We start from the raw sequence: 15,920 nt of genomic DNA on the forward strand, positions 1-15,920 counted from the left end.
TATAGCAGCGGGCGGGTGGGGGGGCCGTGGGGGCCGGTAGATGAGGACCCACGGTCGTCATCTACCGGTGCCGCGCTGCGCGCCGGTCAGGCGATCGGGGTGTTGGAAATGATTTCCACCCAGTAGCCGTCCGGGTCCTTGATGAAGGCCAGGTGCTTCATGCGGCCATCCTCCAGACGCTTCTGGTAAGGCACCTGCAGGTCATCGAAGCGCTTGCAGGCGGCCTTGATGTCGGGGACAGAGACGCAGATGTGCCCGAAGCCGCGCGGATCGGAGTTGCCGTCGTGGTACACCGGGCCGTCCTGCTTCTCAGTGCCGTGGTTGTGGGTGAGCTCAAGCACGCCGGGAATGCCGGCCATCCACACGCGGCGGGCGTCATCGCCCTCCGGAATGACGGTGCCGGCGGGCAGCAGGGCCAGGAAGTACAGGCTGAACTGCGCTTCCGGGAAATCGCGCTGGTCCAGCAGCTGGAAACCGAGCACGCGGGTGTAGAAGTCCAGCGAGGCGGCGATGTCCTTGACCCGCAGCATGGTGTGGTTGAAGACGAAACCGCTGGTTTCGGCCGGCGGCTGGGCGGCAACGCCGGGCTGGGACTGGAAGGCGAGCGTCATGGGGGTCCTCGGGTGCGTGAAAAGCGGAAATGCAGGCCGTTCAGTTTAGCGGGCCGGCGGCAAGGCGACGTAGAATGCAGCATCTCCTTGACTGTTCGTCGACATGTCGCAGCGTGAATGGGTGGCCGCGGCCATCCGCAAGATCGAAGCCGATTTCAACCGTTCCGCCGACACCCACCTGATCCCCATGGATCTGCCGGGCTACCCGGGCATCGAGCTGTATTTCAAAGATGAATCCAGCCACCCCACCGGCAGCCTGAAGCATCGCCTGGCGCGATCGCTGTTTCTGTACGCGCTGGCCAATGGCTGGTTGAAGGAAGGGCGGCCGGTCATCGAGGCCTCCAGCGGTTCCACCGCGGTGTCTGAAGCCTACTTCGCGCGCCTGCTGGGGCTGCCGTTCATCGCCGTGATCCCGGCCAGCACCTCGCCGGAAAAGATCGCCGCCATCGAGTTCCATGGCGGCCGCTGCCACCTGGTGGAGCGGGCCTGTGACCTGAACTGCGAATCGGAGCGACTGGCCCGGGAAACCGGCGGCCACTTCATGGACCAGTTCACCTATGCCGAACGGGCCACGGACTGGCGCGCCAACAACAACATTGCCGAGTCCATCTTCAAGCAGATGGCCGAAGAGCCGCACCCGGTGCCGGAATGGATCGTGTGCAGCCCCGGCACGGGCGGCACCGCGGCCACGCTTGGTCGCTACGTCAGCTACCGCCGGCATGACACCCGCATCCTGTGTGCGGATCCGGAGATCTCGGTGTTCTTCGACGGCTACAGTGCGGCGCTGGCGGGCAAGCCGTGGCGGGAGCTCACCTGCGCGGGCGGTTCGCGGGTGGAGGGCATTGGCCGCCCTCGCGTGGAATCCAGCTTCATCCCGACCTGCGTGGACGCGATGGTGAAGGTGCCCGATACGCTGAGCCTGGCCGCGATGCGTCATGTCAGCCGTCAGCTGGGCCGCCGGGTGGGCGGGTCTACCGGGACCAACTTCATCGGGGTGCTGCACGCGGCGCAGCAGATGCGCCGGGCAGGGCGCAGCGGCTCCATCGTGACCATCCTGTGCGACAGCGGCGAGCGCTATGCGCACAGCTACTACAACCCGGAATGGTATGTGCGCCAGGGCATTGAGGTGGATGCGGCGGATGCGGTGCTGGCGGCGGCGGTGAACGGGCAGGTTTTGCCGGCGCTGGCGGAGGCCTCGCAGCAGCCGCTGTATTGAGTCAGGTGGGGCGGCTGGCCTCGTAGGCGTCCAGCACCACATCACGCAGCACGGGCGGCAGCTCTTCGTAGGCCGTGGCGTGATCGTCGAAATGCAGGTCCAGATTCACGTCCGCCTGGTGCGCTGTCGCCGCAATGAACACCATCAAGGTGCACAGCACGAATTCGCGCTCGTGGCCGATCTCGCATTGCATGGCCCCCCGCTCGATCACCTCGTAGGGAAACCACATCTGGTCTTCCTGCAGTCGGCCGTGCTGGGCCCCCAGCACCTGCTCCAGCGCGGCGCGGTGGCGGGCGTGCTCGGCACTGCGGCCGAGTGCGGCAATCCAGTCCAGCTCGCGCGGGCTGGCAGTGGCAAGCAGGGCGAAAGGCGGCGCAATGGCCTGAACTGCGTCCATGAACCCTCCGGGGAAAGCGTTCGTTGGGCCTCCAGCCTCGTCCGCGCGGCGTGGTTTGGGCGTGAATGAATGTGAAAAGGATGCATCCGGGCCTTGTGCCTGCCCGGGCGCAGTGCCATATCGTGTGCATTGACCTGCTGTCTGGAGATGCCTGTGACCCCCGCCAACCCGCTGCTCGATTTCTCGGACCTGCCGCGCTTCGATGCCATCCTGCCCGAGCACATCGCGCCTGCCATCGATGCCCTGCTGGAGCAGGCCGAAGCCGCGGTGAAGCGGGCCGAAACGGTGAGCCCGGTGACCTGGGAGACGTTCGTGGTGCCGCTGGACGATGCCACCGAGCGCCTGTGGCGCGCGTGGGGCCAGGTGGGGCACCTGCAGGGCGTGGTGAACACGCCGGCACTGCGCGAGGCCTACAACGCCAATCTGCCCAAGGTGACCCGCTTCGGCAGCGCGATGGGCCAGAACCTGAAACTGTTCGAGCAGTATCGTGCGCTGGCTGCGAGCCCCGAAGCGGCCCAGTTTGAAGTCGCACAGCGCAAGGTGCTGGACAACGCCCTGCGCGACTTCCGCCTGGGCGGTGCCGAGCTGGATGAGGCTGGCAAGGCGCGCTACAGCGCCATCCGCGAGGAGCTGTCGGCGTTGTCGGCGAAATTCTCACAGAACGTGCTGGATGCCACCGATGCGTGGTCGCTGATCGTCGAAGACGCCGCCGAGCTGGCGGGCCTGCCTGAGGACGTGGTGGCCGCTGCCCGTGCTGGCGCGGAAAAGGACGGCACGCCCGGCTGGAAGCTCACCCTGCAGATGCCGTGCTACCTGCCGGTGCAGACGTATGCGTCGCATCGCCCGCTGCGCGAGGCGCTGTACCGCGCCAATGCACTGCGCGCCTCCGAGTTCGGTGATGCCGCACTGGATAACAGCGGCAACATTGACCGGGTGCTGGCGCTGCGCGCCGAGCTGGCGACACTGCTCGGCTTCGCCAACTACGCCGAATACTCCATCGCCACCAAGATGGCCGACGACGCGGCCCAGGTGCTGGCCTTCCTGCGGGATCTGGCCGCGCGCGCCAAACCCTACGCACAGCGCGACCGCGCGGAACTGGAAGCCTTCGCCCGTGAAGAACTGGGGCTGGAAACGCTGGAGGCCTGGGACCTGGCCTTTGTCAGCGAAAAGCTGAAACAGGCCCGCTACAGCTATTCCGCGCAGGAAGTGAAGCAGTACTTCACCGAGCCCAAGGTGCTGGATGGGCTGTTCAGCGTCATCCGCGGCCTTTACGGGCTGGAGGTCCAGCCGGACGTGGCTCCGGTGTGGCATCCGGACGTGCGCTTCTACCGAGTGGTGGACGCGCAGGGTGGGTTGGTCGGCCAGTTCTATCTGGATCTGTACGCACGCGAAGGCAAGCGCGGCGGTGCGTGGATGGACGACTGCCGCAACCGTCGCGACACCGCACGCGGCGTGCAGACGCCGCTGGTCTATCTGGTCTGCAACTTCGGGCGTGGCAGCGACGGCAAGCCGGCCACTTTCAGCCACGATGAAGTGACCACCCTGTTCCATGAAATGGGCCATGGCCTGCACCAGCTGCTGACCCGCGTGGGCGAACTGGGCGTGGCGGGCATCAATGGCGTGGAATGGGACGCGGTTGAGCTGCCGAGCCAGTTCATGGAGAACTTCTGCTGGGAATGGGACCGCGTGCAGGCGATGACCGCGCACGTGGACAGCGGCGAACCGCTACCGCGCGCGCTGTTTGATCGCATGCTGGCCGCGCGCAATTTCCAGAGCGGCATGTTCACCGTACGCCAGCTCGAGTTCGCGCTGTTCGACATGCAGCTGCACAGTCAGTACCAGCCGGCGCAGGACAGCGTGCTGCAGCTGCTCGAACGCGTGCGCGACGAAGTGGCAGTGAACCGGCCGCCGGCATGGAACCGCTTCCCGCATCAGTTCAGTCACATCTTCGCCGGCGGCTATGCGGCTGGTTATTACAGCTACAAGTGGGCTGAAGTGTTGAGTGCGGATGCCTATGCCGCGTTCGAGGAAGCACCGGGGCAGGTCGCGGAGACCGGCAGGCGCTTCCGTGACGAGGTGCTGTCGCGGGGCGGCAGCCGCAGCGCGGCGGAAAATTTCGCGGCGTTCCGCGGGCGTGCACCGACCGTGGACGCATTGCTGCGTCACAACGGCATGGCGTAATCAATCTTCGTAGATCATGGTGCGGCTCATGCCGCCATCGACGATGTGGTCCTGGCCGGTGATGAAACCGGCCAGGTCCGACAGCAGAAACACGGCCAGCGCACCGATGTCCTCGGGTTGCCCGACCCGTCCCACCGCATGCTGCGCATGGTCACGCCGCGACAGCTTCGGCGTACGGCGGCGTGCCGGTGCCTGCCATGCGTCGGTGGTGATCCAGCCGGGACTGATGCTGTTGACCCGCACCTTCGGCCCGGCGCTGATCGCCAATGCATGCGTGAACGCCACCAGCCCACCTTTGGCGGCCGCATAGGCTTCACTGTTTGCCTCGGACTGCCACGCGCGGGTTGAGGCGATGTTGATGATCGCACCGCCCTGCGCGTTCAAGGCGGGCAGGGCGTGCTTGCTGCACAGGAACGCCCCGTGCAGGCTGGACAAACGGCGCTGCCATTCGGCCATGCTCATGTCGGCCAGCGGGGTGCCGTGTGCACTGGCAATGCCGGCGTTGTTGACCAGTCCGTCGATGCGACCGAAACGCTTGAGGGTGGCTTTGACCAGCGCCTGCACGCTGCGCTCGCTGGCCACGTCCGCACGCTGGAAGGCGGCGCGTTCCGGCAGGTTCCATTCCTTCAGGCAGGCCTTGCCGGCATCGGCATCCAGGTCGGCGATCATCACACTGCCGCCCGCGCCGAGCACGGCCTGTGCAATGCCACGGCCCACCCCTTGTGCGCCGCCGGTGACCACCACCACGCGGTCGCGCAGCGGTTGTGCGGGCCAGTCGGCGACAGGCGGGGTCAGTGGCATGGGGGAGTGTCCTTGCGACCGAGCAGGCGGGTCCATCCCTCCACACCCAGTTTGTCCAGGGTGGCGATGTTGCGTTCCACGATCACGTCCGGGTCCGGGAAGGCTGCTACCGCGCGTTCCACGCTGTCCTCGCGCAGCAGGTGCAGGGTGGGGTAGGGCGCACGGTTGGTGTAGTTGCTGACATCGTCTGCTGCCACACCCGCGAACTGGTACTGCGGGTGGAAGCTGGCGACCTGCAGAATGCCCTGCAGGTCCAGCGCGTCGATGGCGGCGTCGGCGTTGTCCAGGAAGTCGTTGTAATCCAGGAAGTCGGTCAGCACGTCCGGGTGCACGATCAGCGTGGTGTCGATCTGCTCGGCCGGGGTATCACGCAGCAGCACCAGTTCCTCGGCCAGCTCTTCCAGCAGCGCTTCGGGCGTGGTGGCGTCGCTCAGCACGAAACGCACCTGCTCCTTCACGTAAACCGCTTTGGCGAACGGGCACAGATTGAGCCCGATGACGATGTTCTCCAGCCACTTGCGGGTGTCTGCGATGGGATCGTTCGGGGTGTCGTTCATCTCAATCACGGAAATTGTCGAACTGAAGCGGAATCTCGAAGTTTTCCTTCTTCAGCAGTGCAATCGCATCCTGCAGATCGTCGCGCTTCTTGCCAGTCACGCGCAGCTTGTCGCCGTTGATCTGGCTTTCCACCTTCAGCTTGGCTTCCTTGAGCTTGGCTGCGATCTTCTTGGCGATCTTCTGCTCGATACCCTGCTTCACCGTGACGTCCTGACGCGCGCCACCCAGATTGGTCAGGATGTCGCCAAATTCCAGACAGCCGGCATCGATCTTGCGCGCGGTCAGACGCTGGCGCAGGATCACCGTCATCTGCTCCAGCTGGAATTCGCTGGGCGCGCTCTGCTTGATCACGCTGTCTTCCAGCACGAACTTGGCGTCCACACCCTTGAAGTCGAAACGGGTGGACAGCTCGCGGTTGGCCTGGTCGACGGCATTGGTCAGCTCGTGGGTGTCGACTTCGGAAACGACGTCAAATGACGGCATGGGCATACTCCAGCAGAAGAAGCGGCCATTCTAACCGCCCGGGCATGGACGGCCCGCCAAGGCCGGCGATAATGGGCCATGAACACGCTCAAATCCCCGACCCGGGCCGTCTTCTGGATGCTGGCCGCGGTGGCCTGCTTTTCCCTGATGGACGCCGGCATGAAGCAGCTGTCCGGCAGCTACGCCACCTTGCAGGTGACCTTCCTGCGCGGGGCGGCCTCGCTGCCGTTCGTACTGGTGTGGGTGCTGGCCACGGCCGGTCCGCGTTCGCTCATTCCGGTGCGCTGGGGCCTGCACCTGCTGCGTGGCCTGCTTGGCATGACCATGATCGGCTGCTTCGTATTCGCGCTGCGCAGCCTGCCGTTGTCCACCGCTTACACCATCTACTTCGTGGCCCCGCTGCTGATCGCGGCGCTGTCGGTGCCGCTGCTGGGTGAAACGGTCGGCCCGCGCCGCTGGGTGGCGATCGGCATCGGTCTGGTCGGGGTGCTGGTGGTGCTGCGACCGGGCGTGGACGGGTTCATCTCCGTGCCGGGCTTGATGGTGCTGCTGGCGGCCACCGCCTATGCCGTGGCCGCGATCACGGTAAGCATGCTGACCCGCACTGACACGCCGCAGTCGATGGTGGTCTGGTTCCTGGCCCTGCTGGCACTCGGTGCCGGGCTGCTGGCCATCCCGGACTGGCGGCCGCTGCAGTGGAGTCACGCCGGGCTGATCGCCGGCATGGGGCTGGCCGGAGCGGCCGGGCAGGTGGCCCTGACCCGGGCCTTCCAGCTGGGCGAAGCCTCGCTGATCGCCCCCCTGGAATACACCGGGCTGGTCTGGGTGATCGGCTGGGATGTGCTGTTCTGGGGCGTGCTGCCGGACGGCTATACCTGGCTGGGCGGGGCGATCATCGTCGCCTCGGGGTTGTACCTGCTGCACCGTGAGCGGGTCCGCAAGGTCGCCGCCCCGGCTCCGCTGGACCACCCGTAGCCCCCGTCGGAGGGGCGAAGACGTCACCTTATAAGCAAACGGAATATGATTCAGCATTGCCGCGCGGGCCAGGGCCGCCCCGCGCTGGTAGGCTGCACGCCCCCTCCCGTCGATGCCCGGTTGATCGCGAAGTGATCGAGTTCCAGCGCCTGCACAAATCCTATGCCGTCGGCGGCCGCGCGATTGCCGCGCTGCAGCCGCTGGACCTGACCATCGAGGCCGGTGAGGTGTTCGGCATCATTGGCCATTCCGGCGCGGGCAAGTCGACCCTGATCCGGTTGATCAACCGGCTGGAAGAACCCAGTGGCGGGCGCCTGCTGATCAATGGCGAGGACGTCACCGCGCTGGATGCGGATGGATTGCGCGCGCTGCGCCGGCGCATCGGCATGATCTTCCAGCACTTCAACCTGCTGTCCTCGCGGACGGTGGCGGCCAACGTGGCGTTTCCGCTGGAGCTGGCCGGCACCCCGCGCGCCGAGATCGATGCCCGCGTGGCCGAGCTGCTGCAGACCGTCGGCCTGGAGGCGCATGCCAGCAAGTACCCCGCGCAGCTGAGCGGTGGTCAGAAGCAGCGCGTGGGCATCGCCCGCGCGCTCGCGACCCGCCCGCAGATCCTGTTGTGCGATGAGGCCACCAGTGCGCTGGACCCGCAGACCACCGCGTCGGTGCTGAACCTGCTCGGCCAGATCAATCGCGAACTCGGTCTGACCATCGTGCTGATCACCCACGAGATGGACGTGATCCGCCGCGTCTGCGACCGCGTTGCGGTGCTCGATGCCGGCGCGCTGGTGGAAACCGGCCCGGTCACCGAGGTGTTCCTGCATCCGCAGCACCCGACCACGCGCCGCTTCGTCAGCGAGTCCGAGCACATCGACGAAGGCGTGCTGCACAAGGACTTCGAAGCCGTGGCCGGGCGCATCGTGCGCCTGACCTTCCTCGGCGGCGACACCTACGAACCACTGCTGGGGCGCATCGCGCGCGACACCGGCGTGGACTACAACATCCTGTCCGGACGCATCGACCGCATCAAGGACACCCCGTACGGCCAGCTCACGGTGTCGCTGGTCGGTGGCGACGTGCAGGCCGCGCAGGCCGGCTTCGTTGCCGCGGGCGTTCACGTGGAGGAGCTGCGCCGATGAACCCTGTTGCTGCTGCCGACGGTTTCTTCCGTCACCTCGATGCCGCCAAGTGGGGCGACATCGGTCAGGCCACCATCGACACGCTGCTGATGCTGGGCGGCTCGCTGCCGCTGACCCTGCTGATCGGTCTGCCGCTGGGCGTGCTGCTGTTCCTTACCGGCTCACCGCAGCTGCATCGCAAGCCGGTGCTGTACGGCGCACTGGCCCTGGTGGTGAACCTGCTGCGCTCAGTGCCCTTCATCATTCTGATGATCGTGCTGATTCCGATCACCCTGTGGATGATGGGGACCTCGCTGGGGGTGCGCGGGGCGATCGTGCCGCTGGTGATCGGTGCTGCGCCGTTCTATGCGCGTCTGGTCGAAACCGCGCTGCGCGAAGTGGATCGTGGCGTCATTGAAGCCAGCCAGGCCATGGGGGCCACCACCTGGCAGCTGGTCACCCGCGTGCTGCTGCCCGAAGCGCGGCCGGGCCTGATTGCCGGTGCCACGGTGACCGTGATTGCCCTGATTGGCTTCACCGCCATGGGCGGTGCCATTGGTTCCGGCGGCCTGGGTGATCTGGCCTTCCGCGACGGCTACCAGCGCTCGCACACCGACGTGGCCCTGGTCACCGTGGTCCTGCTGCTGGTGCTGGTGCAGGTGCTGCAGATGCTGGGTGACTGGCTGGTCACGCGGTACACCCGAAAATAACCGGTAGAGCCACGCCCTGCGTGGCTGCCAGGCCTCAACGGACGTTGGGCACTTCAAAGCCCAGCCGGTCCACCTGCTCCTTGTGCTGCGGCACGCGCTTGAGCTTGTCGGTGTTGACGCCGTACTGGTCGCGCAGCCGGGTGGCCAGTTCCTTGTACAGGTCCTTGTCCATGTCTGGCTCGCGGGCAAAGATCCAGGCCATTTCGCGGCCGGGGTAGCCGAGCATCGCCCAGGAGTAGTCCGGGGCCACTTCCAGTACCCGGGTATGGGTTGGCACGACCTTGTAGAACCAGGTCCGCCAGTTGTGGTTGCCGCTCTTCTCGTCGACCGAAGCGCGCACGGTCAGCTCCTGCAGTGGTTGCGAGAAGCCGTCGCGGTAGCGGTAGGTGATCGAGACTTTCTGGTCGCCGCGCAGCGAATACTCGTTGACGCTGGCCACATGGCCGCGCTCGACCGGGTTGGGAACCCGTCCGATCACATACCAGGTGCCCATGAAGCGCTGCAGGTCGATCGGCGCGTTCGCGCCGGTGGTGGCCTCCGCAGGCGGCGTCGGCTTGGCGTCGCCGAACGCGCAGGCGGACAACAACGACACCAGCGAGATCAGCAGGACAGCGCGAAGCGGGCGTTTCGAGGACATGCGGTGGCGGGCTCCAGAGGCGTGCAGGGGCATGGTGGGTAAGACGGCGGAGAACGTCAATGGCGGTCGTTGCATCAATGTGGCCGATTGCGCAAAAAGGTCGCAGTCTGTGAGATCGGGGCAGGGCAAGGTGACGCATCACTTTCGCACGGAGCTGTGTCATGTCCCTGTCTTCTTCGCGTCGTCACCCACGTTCACCTTCCACCTCGCGTCATCTCGACGCACCGCACCCCCAGGTACTGCGGGCAGTACAGCAGGTCGCGCTGGCCGGTCTGGCGCTGGTGCTGGTCTGGCCGGCCGCGCGTGGCGACAGCCAGTGGCTGGGCTGGTTGCCGATGTGGCTGGTGGGTATGCCGCTTCTGGCCTGGTGGGCCTTGTACCGGTTCCGCCTGCCAGCGGCGTTGCGGGCCCGGCAGGGCACGCGTCGGCGGGGCCCGCAGGCGCGCCGGCGGGGTCGCGCGCAGGTGCGTCGGGTCCGCCCTGACCTTCGACAGGGGGGAGCCAGTCAGCCGGTGTGATAGCTTCGGTGAGATATGACCGCCTGGAGCCGCAATGTCCCGATTCGCTTCCGCCTGCCTGGTGGCAGGCATGATGTCCGCTGGCGCGGCAGGAGCCGCCATGGCCGCTGACACCCCGGCCGACCCGTACGCCTGGTTGGAGGACGTCACTGGCGAGAAGTCGCTGGACTGGGTCAAACAGCAGAACGTGAAGTCCGAAGGCCGTCTGGCCCAGACCCCGGCGTTCAAGCAGATGGAAGCCAGCATCCGTGAGGTGCTCGATTCGGACGCCAAGATTCCGGGCGTGCAGAAGATCGGCGACTACTACTACAACTTCTGGAAGGACAAGCAGCACGAGCGCGGCCTGTGGCGGCGCACCACGCTGGACGAGTACCGCAAGCCGGCTCCGAAGTGGGAAACCGTGCTCGACCTGGACGCGCTGAACAGGGCCGAAGGCGAAAACTGGGTGTGGCACGGGGCCGAGTGCCTGCGTCCGGACTACAGCCGCTGCCTGATTGCACTGTCGCGCGGCGGTGCCGATGCCGATGTGACCCGTGAGTTCGACCTGACCCGCAAGACCTGGATCAAGGACGGCTTCTTCCGCCCCGAATCCAAGGGTGGCCTGGGCTGGATCGACCGCGACACGGTGTTCGTCTACACCGACTTCGGCGACGGCAGCATGACCACCTCCGGCTACCCGCGCATCGCCAAGCTGTGGAAGCGCGGCACGCCGATGAGCAGCGCCAGCGTGGTGTATGAGGGCAAGGCCGACGACATGTACATCGCGGCCCTGCATGACGACACCCCCGGCTTTGAGCGCAACCTGGTCAGCCGCACCCTGGCCTTCTACAACAACGAGCTGTACCTGCGTGCCGCCGACGGCAAGCTCACCAAGATCGATGCACCGAACTCGGCCGAAAAGGGCCTGCGCAAGCAGTGGCTCACCCTGGAACTGCGCGAGCCGTGGACCGTGGGCGGCAAGACCTACACCGCCGGTTCCCTGCTGATCACCAAGCTCGACGACTTCATTGCCGGCAAGCGTGATTTCCAGGTGCTGTTCGCCCCGACCGAGACCACCTCGCTGGCCGGTTCCAGCTGGACGAAGAACCATCTGGTGCTGAACGTGCTGGAGGACGTCAAGAGCCGCCTGCAGGTCCTCACCCCGACCGCGTCGGGCTGGGAGAAGACCGACTTCGTGGGCGCGCCGTCGTTCGGCACCGTCGCCGTGGCTGCGGTGGATGCCGATGAAAGCGATGCGGTTTGGATGACCGTCACCGACTACCTGACCCCGACCACGCTGGCGCTGGCCGAGATCGGCAAGCAGCCGGAAGTGCTCAAGACCATGCCGGCCTTCTTCGATGCCGACGGCAAGGTGATCGAACAGCACTTCGCCACCAGCAAGGACGGCACCCGCGTGCCGTACTTCGTGGTGCATGCCAAGGATATGAAGCTGGACGGCTCCAACCCGACCCTACTCTACGGCTATGGCGGTTTTGAGATCTCGCTGACCCCGTCGTACTCCGGCGGCATGGGCCGGGCGTGGCTGGAAAAGGGTGGCGTCTACGTGGTCGCCAACATCCGCGGCGGCGGCGAGTACGGCCCGCGCTGGCACCAGGCCGCGCTGAAGCAGAACCGCCACAAAGCGTATGAAGACATGGCCGCGGTCGCCCGTGACCTGGTCACCCGCAAGATCACCTCGCCCAAGCATCTGGGCGTGCAGGGCGGCAGCAACGGCGGCCTGCTCACCGGCAACATGCTCACCCAGTACCCGGAACTGTTCGGTGCCGTGGTCATCCAGGTGCCGCTGCTGGACATGAAGCGCTACAGCCACCTGCTGGCGGGTGCCTCGTGGATGGCCGAGTATGGCAATCCGGACACGGCAGACTGGAGTTACATCCAGACCTTCTCGCCGTACCATCTGTTTGACCCGGCCAAGACCTACCCGCCGGTGCTGTTCACCACCTCGACCCGCGACGACCGCGTCCACCCGGGCCACGCCCGCAAGATGGCGGCGAAGATGATCGAGGCGGGCAAGGACGTGACCTACTACGAGAACATCGAGGGCGGTCACGGCGGTGCGGCGAACAATGCGCAGGCCGCGCATATGTCGGCTCTGGCGTACAGCTTCCTGTGGGAACGTCTGAAGTAACCATCGACCGTTGGTCGGTGGACGTCTCCGGGTGGTGGGGCGTCTCGTTGGCTCCACCCCATTTTGAACGCCGCGCAGCGATGCGCGGCGTTTTTTTGTCCGCTCAGCGCACCCAGCGCTCCAGCCCATGCCGGATGCGCGCCACCGCCTCCTGCAGTCGCGGAATCTCCTGCGTGTAGGCCAACCGCACATGCTGGTTCGCGCGGTAATGGCCGAAATCCAGCCCCGGCGTAAACGCCACATGCTCGGTTTCCAGGAAGTGCGCACAGAAGGCCTGTGCATCATCGGTGAACGCACTCACATCGCAGTACAGGTAGAACGCACCCTGCGGTTCCACCTCGATCCGGAATCCCAGGTCCCGCAGCGCCGGCAGCAGGTAGTCGCGGCGTGCCTGGAAGGCCTGGCGGCGCTGCTCGAAGATCACCATTGTCTCCGGCTCGAAACACGCCAGTGCGGCGTGCTGGGCGATGCTGGAGGCACTGATGTACAGGTTCTGCGCCAGCTTCTCCAATTCCGGCACCGCCTGGGGCGGGGCCACCAGCCAACCCAGCCGCCAGCCGGTCATGCCGAAGTACTTGGAGAAGCTGTTCAATACGAACGCATCGTCGTCCACCTGCAGCACGCTCGGTGCGTCGATGCCGTAGGTGAGGCCGTGGTAGATCTCGTCCACTACCAGATGCCCGCCGCGCGCCTTCAACGCCTGCGAAAGACCGGAAAGCTGCCCGGCATCCAGCACCGTACCGGTCGGGTTGGCCGGTGAGGCCACCAGGGTGCCGACGCTGGCCGCGTTCCAGTGGGCTTCCACCAGTTCCGGGGTCAGCTGATAGGCGGTCTGCGGACCTACCGGCACCAGCTGCGCCGCGCCCTCCACCAGCCGCAGGAAGTGCCGGTTGCACGGATAGCCCGGGTCCGCCAGCAACCAGTGCCGGTCCGGGTCCACCAGCAGGCTGCTGGCCAGCAGCAGGGCGCCGGAACCGCCGGGTGTGACCAGGATCCGCTCAGGATTCAGGTCGACGTTGTAGCGCTGGCCATAGAACCCGGCGATCGCAGCACGCAGCGCGGGCAGCCCGCGGGCGGCGGTGTAACGGGTGTGACCGGCCGCCAGCGCGGCCTGGCCGGCACGCACGATGGGCTCGGCCGTGGTGAAGTCCGGTTCGCCGATTTCCAGGTGGATCACATCATGGCCGGCCTGCTCCAGCGCCTGCGCGCGTGCCAGCAATGACATGACGTGGAACGGGGCGATGTCGTGGCTGCGTCGGCTGTAGCCTGCCGGGGGCGAAGAGGTACTCATGCTCCTGATGATAGGCGCTGGCGGTGGTCGCGGCTTGCCCCGCGCTGTCGCTGCAACCACACTCGGGGCACAGGGACGCCATTGCAATCACCCGAAAGGACCCAATCTCGTGAAACCTGCCCTCTGCTTACTGGTAGCCAGTCTGATGACCTCCACCGCGAACGCTGCCCCCGTGCTGACCCCGCCCGACGCCGAGAAGCGCCCGCATACGGTGAAGGCACCGTTTGGTGCCACCCGCAGCGACGATTACTACTGGTTGCGCGACGACAAGCGCGAAGATCCCGCCATGCTGGCCTATCTGAATGCGGAAAATGCCTATACCGACCAGGTGATGGCTCCGCTCAAGCCGCTGGAAGACATGCTGTACAAGGAAATCGTCGCACGCATCAAGCAGGACGACGCCAGTGTGCCCGCGCGTGACCGCGGCTACTGGTACTACACCCGTTTCGAGACTGGCAAGGACTATCCGATCCAGGCCCGCCGCAAGGGCAGCATGGAGGCACCGGAAGAGATCCTGCTCGACGTCAACCAGATGGCCGAAGGCAAGAACTACTTCAACGTCGGCGACGCCGATGTCAGCCAGGACAACCACCTGCTGGCCTGGGCCGAGGATGACGTGGGCCGCCGGCAGTACGTGATCCGCTTCAAGGACCTGCGCACCGGCGAAGTGCTGCCGGACCGCATCGAGAACGTCTCGCCCAACGTGGTCTGGGCCGATGACAACCGCACCCTGTTCTACGTGGAAAACGATCCGGAAACCCTGCTCACCGTGCGGGTGAAGAAGCATGTGCTGGGCACCCCGGCGAGCAGCGACGTGCTGGTCTATGAGGAAAAGGACGACAGCTTCTACATGGGCATCGGCCGCACCCGCGACGACCGCTTCCTGACCATCGAACTGGACAGCACGGTCAGCTCGGAGACCCGCTACGCGCCGGCCAGTGATCCGCAGTCGTTCAAGGTGCTCGCGCCGCGCGCGCGGGACGTGGAATACAGTGCCGACCACTTCGGCGGGCGCTGGGTGATCCGCACCAACGACGCCGGCGCGAAGAACTTCAAGGTCGTCACCGCGCCGACCGACAGCACCTCGCGCAGCCAGTGGACCGACTGGGTGAAGCACGATGACGCGGTGCTGGTGGAAGGCTTTGAACTGTTTGACACCTTCAGTGCCATTGCCGAGCGATCCAACGGCCTGGAGCGGATCAAGCTGCTGTTCGCCGATGGGCGCGAGGAATACGTCAAGGCTGACGAACCCGCCTACTCGATGGGTATCGCCGCCAATCCGGAACCGGACAGCGTGTGGCTGCGTTACGCCTACGATTCGATGACCACGCCGACCACAACCTACGAGTTGAACACCGCCACCGGTGAGCGCCGCCAGCTGAAGCAGCAGCCGGTGCTGGGCTACGACCCCTCGCAGTACACCACCGAACGCGTGTGGGTGACTGCGCGTGATGGTGCCAAGGTGCCGGTCTCGCTGGTTTACCGCAACGGCTTCAAGAAAGATGGCAGTGCCGCGCTGTACCAGTACGCGTACGGCAGCTATGGCATGTCGATGGACCCGGGTTTCAGCTCCACCGTGGTCAGCCTGTTGGATCGCGGCGTGGTGTACGCCATTGCGCACATCCGCGGCGGTGAGGAAATGGGCCGCGCGTGGTATGAGGACGGCAAGCTGCTGCACAAGCAGAACACCTTCAATGACTTCGTCGACGTCACCCGTGAACTGGTCCGCCAGGGCTACGCGGCCAAGGACCGCGTGGCCGCGTCCGGCGGCAGTGCCGGCGGCCTGCTGATGGGCGCGGTGGCCAACCAGGCACCGCAGGACTACCGGGTCATGGTGGCGCAGGTGCCGTTCGTGGATGTGGTCACCACCATGCTGGATGCCAGCATTCCACTGACCACCAACGAATATGACGAGTGGGGCAACCCGGAGCAGCGCGAGTACTACGACTACATGCTGAAGTACTCGCCGTACGACAACGTCACCCGTCAGGCCTATCCGGCCCTGTTCGTCGGCACCGGACTGTGGGACTCGCAGGTGCAGTACTGGGAGCCGGCGAAGTGGGTGGCCAGGCTGCGCGATGACAACACCGGCACGCACCCCGTCGTGTTCCGCACCAACATGGAAGCCGGACACGGCGGCAAGTCCGGGCGCTTCCAGCGCTACCACGAGCTGGCCGAGTCGTATGCCTTCGTGCTGGACCAGCTGGGCGTGACTGCACCTGCGGCCGACTGACGGTAGCGCCGGCCGTTGGCCGGCCCTCATGATCCTTCGGACACCCCTTGGGCCGGCCAACGG

15 protein-coding genes are annotated in these 15,920 nt (G+C 66.0%); 8 read left to right on the forward strand and 7 right to left on the reverse strand.

Annotation, left to right across the window (positions count from 1 at the left end; all coding sequences use genetic code 11):
- Positions 1-86: 86 nt before the first annotated feature.
- On the reverse strand, positions 87-611 hold the full coding sequence (gene gloA, locus QMX83_RS14175; protein ID WP_282297288.1) for a lactoylglutathione lyase: 525 nt from the start codon (positions 609-611) through the stop codon (positions 87-89).
- Between the two features lie 103 nt (positions 612-714).
- On the opposite strand from gloA, the gene QMX83_RS14180 reads away from it, so the two are divergent.
- Complete coding sequence (locus tag QMX83_RS14180) at positions 715-1,827, forward strand: PLP-dependent cysteine synthase family protein (RefSeq protein WP_282297289.1); 1,113 nt, start codon at positions 715-717, stop codon at positions 1,825-1,827.
- Between the two features lies 1 nt (position 1,828).
- Here the strand turns inward: QMX83_RS14180 and QMX83_RS14185 are convergent, their stop codons facing one another.
- Entirely contained in the window at positions 1,829-2,224 is a 396-nt protein-coding gene (locus QMX83_RS14185; RefSeq protein ID WP_282297290.1) for a hypothetical protein, read from the reverse strand.
- Between the two features lie 147 nt (positions 2,225-2,371).
- Between QMX83_RS14185 and QMX83_RS14190 the strand changes: the two genes are divergently transcribed.
- Positions 2,372-4,405 carry a M3 family metallopeptidase gene (locus QMX83_RS14190; RefSeq protein WP_282297291.1) on the forward strand — a complete coding sequence of 678 codons (2,034 nt, stop codon included), beginning with the start codon at positions 2,372-2,374 and terminating at the stop codon, positions 4,403-4,405.
- On the opposite strand, the gene QMX83_RS14195 is transcribed toward QMX83_RS14190, so the two are convergent.
- The 3 genes from QMX83_RS14195 to QMX83_RS14205 are packed head-to-tail and all read right to left on the reverse strand — an operon-like array spanning position 4,406 to position 6,247.
- Entirely contained in the window at positions 4,406-5,206 is an 801-nt protein-coding gene (locus QMX83_RS14195; RefSeq protein WP_282297292.1) for an SDR family oxidoreductase, read from the reverse strand. It abuts the gene before it with no gap.
- Positions 5,197-5,763, reverse strand: a complete 567-nt coding sequence (locus QMX83_RS14200) for a DUF1415 domain-containing protein (RefSeq protein WP_282297293.1) — start codon at positions 5,761-5,763, stop codon at positions 5,197-5,199. Before QMX83_RS14200 ends, QMX83_RS14195 begins: the two co-directional genes overlap by 10 nt.
- Position 5,764: 1 nt before the next feature.
- A complete protein-coding gene (locus QMX83_RS14205; RefSeq protein WP_125360636.1) occupies positions 5,765-6,247 on the reverse strand; it encodes a YajQ family cyclic di-GMP-binding protein in 483 nt (160 codons plus the stop codon).
- 78 nt (positions 6,248-6,325) lie between these two features.
- Between QMX83_RS14205 and QMX83_RS14210 the strand changes: the two genes are divergently transcribed.
- The 3 genes from QMX83_RS14210 to QMX83_RS14220 all read left to right on the forward strand — a co-directional run bounded on the left by QMX83_RS14210 (position 6,326) and on the right by QMX83_RS14220 (position 9,050).
- Positions 6,326-7,222 (forward strand): DMT family transporter, encoded by an 897-nt coding sequence (locus QMX83_RS14210; RefSeq protein ID WP_282297294.1) that lies wholly within the window; start codon positions 6,326-6,328, stop codon positions 7,220-7,222.
- Positions 7,223-7,353: 131 nt separating this feature from the next.
- Positions 7,354-8,361: a methionine ABC transporter ATP-binding protein gene (locus QMX83_RS14215; protein ID WP_282297295.1), complete on the forward strand. Its 1,008-nt coding sequence runs from the start codon at positions 7,354-7,356 to the stop codon at positions 8,359-8,361.
- Complete coding sequence (locus QMX83_RS14220) at positions 8,358-9,050, forward strand: methionine ABC transporter permease (RefSeq protein WP_282297296.1); 693 nt, start codon at positions 8,358-8,360, stop codon at positions 9,048-9,050. The genes QMX83_RS14215 and QMX83_RS14220 overlap by 4 nt, the downstream gene beginning before the upstream one ends.
- 34 nt (positions 9,051-9,084) lie before the next feature.
- Here the strand turns inward: QMX83_RS14220 and QMX83_RS14225 are convergent, their stop codons facing one another.
- On the reverse strand, positions 9,085-9,687 hold the full coding sequence (locus QMX83_RS14225) for a lipocalin family protein (protein ID WP_282297297.1): 603 nt from the start codon (positions 9,685-9,687) through the stop codon (positions 9,085-9,087).
- A 161-nt stretch (positions 9,688-9,848) separates the two neighbouring features.
- Here QMX83_RS14225 and QMX83_RS14230 point away from each other — a divergent pair, with 161 nt between their 5' ends.
- Both QMX83_RS14230 and QMX83_RS14235 read left to right on the forward strand, forming a co-directional pair.
- On the forward strand, positions 9,849-10,205 hold the full coding sequence (locus QMX83_RS14230) for a hypothetical protein (protein WP_282297298.1): 357 nt from the start codon (positions 9,849-9,851) through the stop codon (positions 10,203-10,205).
- 34 nt (positions 10,206-10,239) lie between these two features.
- Positions 10,240-12,333 carry a prolyl oligopeptidase family serine peptidase gene (locus QMX83_RS14235; protein WP_282297300.1) on the forward strand — a complete coding sequence of 698 codons (2,094 nt, stop codon included), beginning with the start codon at positions 10,240-10,242 and terminating at the stop codon, positions 12,331-12,333.
- A 103-nt stretch (positions 12,334-12,436) separates the two neighbouring features.
- Here the strand turns inward: QMX83_RS14235 and QMX83_RS14240 are convergent, their stop codons facing one another.
- Positions 12,437-13,624, reverse strand: coding sequence for a pyridoxal phosphate-dependent aminotransferase (locus tag QMX83_RS14240; RefSeq protein WP_282297301.1), 1,188 nt, complete (start codon positions 13,622-13,624; stop codon positions 12,437-12,439).
- Positions 13,625-13,733: 109 nt separating this feature from the next.
- Here QMX83_RS14240 and QMX83_RS14245 point away from each other — a divergent pair, with 109 nt between their 5' ends.
- Complete coding sequence (locus tag QMX83_RS14245; RefSeq protein ID WP_282297302.1) at positions 13,734-15,857, forward strand: S9 family peptidase; 2,124 nt, start codon at positions 13,734-13,736, stop codon at positions 15,855-15,857.
- Positions 15,858-15,920 lie beyond the last annotated feature (63 nt).

This window comes from Stenotrophomonas sp. PS02289 (assembly GCF_029960115.1).
Lineage (GTDB): Bacteria > Pseudomonadota > Gammaproteobacteria > Xanthomonadales > Xanthomonadaceae > Stenotrophomonas.

What these genes read in the sequence shown, in the direction of transcription:
- QMX83_RS14195 (WP_282297292.1), bottom strand. Translation starts at nt 5,206, where the DNA reads ATGCCACTGACCCCGCCTGTCGCCGACTGGCCCGCACAACCGCTGCGC.
- gloA (WP_282297288.1), bottom strand. Translation starts at nt 611, where the DNA reads ATGACGCTCGCCTTCCAGTCCCAGCCCGGCGTTGCCGCCCAGCCGCCG.
- QMX83_RS14235 (WP_282297300.1), top strand. Translation starts at nt 10,240, where the DNA reads ATGTCCCGATTCGCTTCCGCCTGCCTGGTGGCAGGCATGATGTCCGCT.
- QMX83_RS14180 (WP_282297289.1), top strand. Translation starts at nt 715, where the DNA reads ATGTCGCAGCGTGAATGGGTGGCCGCGGCCATCCGCAAGATCGAAGCC.
- QMX83_RS14205 (WP_125360636.1), bottom strand. Translation starts at nt 6,247, where the DNA reads ATGCCGTCATTTGACGTCGTTTCCGAAGTCGACACCCACGAGCTGACC.
- QMX83_RS14210 (WP_282297294.1), top strand. Translation starts at nt 6,326, where the DNA reads ATGAACACGCTCAAATCCCCGACCCGGGCCGTCTTCTGGATGCTGGCC.
- QMX83_RS14225 (WP_282297297.1), bottom strand. Translation starts at nt 9,687, where the DNA reads ATGTCCTCGAAACGCCCGCTTCGCGCTGTCCTGCTGATCTCGCTGGTG.
- QMX83_RS14185 (WP_282297290.1), bottom strand. Translation starts at nt 2,224, where the DNA reads ATGGACGCAGTTCAGGCCATTGCGCCGCCTTTCGCCCTGCTTGCCACT.
- QMX83_RS14220 (WP_282297296.1), top strand. Translation starts at nt 8,358, where the DNA reads ATGAACCCTGTTGCTGCTGCCGACGGTTTCTTCCGTCACCTCGATGCC.
- QMX83_RS14190 (WP_282297291.1), top strand. Translation starts at nt 2,372, where the DNA reads ATGCCTGTGACCCCCGCCAACCCGCTGCTCGATTTCTCGGACCTGCCG.
- QMX83_RS14240 (WP_282297301.1), bottom strand. Translation starts at nt 13,624, where the DNA reads ATGAGTACCTCTTCGCCCCCGGCAGGCTACAGCCGACGCAGCCACGAC.
- QMX83_RS14230 (WP_282297298.1), top strand. Translation starts at nt 9,849, where the DNA reads ATGTCCCTGTCTTCTTCGCGTCGTCACCCACGTTCACCTTCCACCTCG.
- QMX83_RS14200 (WP_282297293.1), bottom strand. Translation starts at nt 5,763, where the DNA reads ATGAACGACACCCCGAACGATCCCATCGCAGACACCCGCAAGTGGCTG.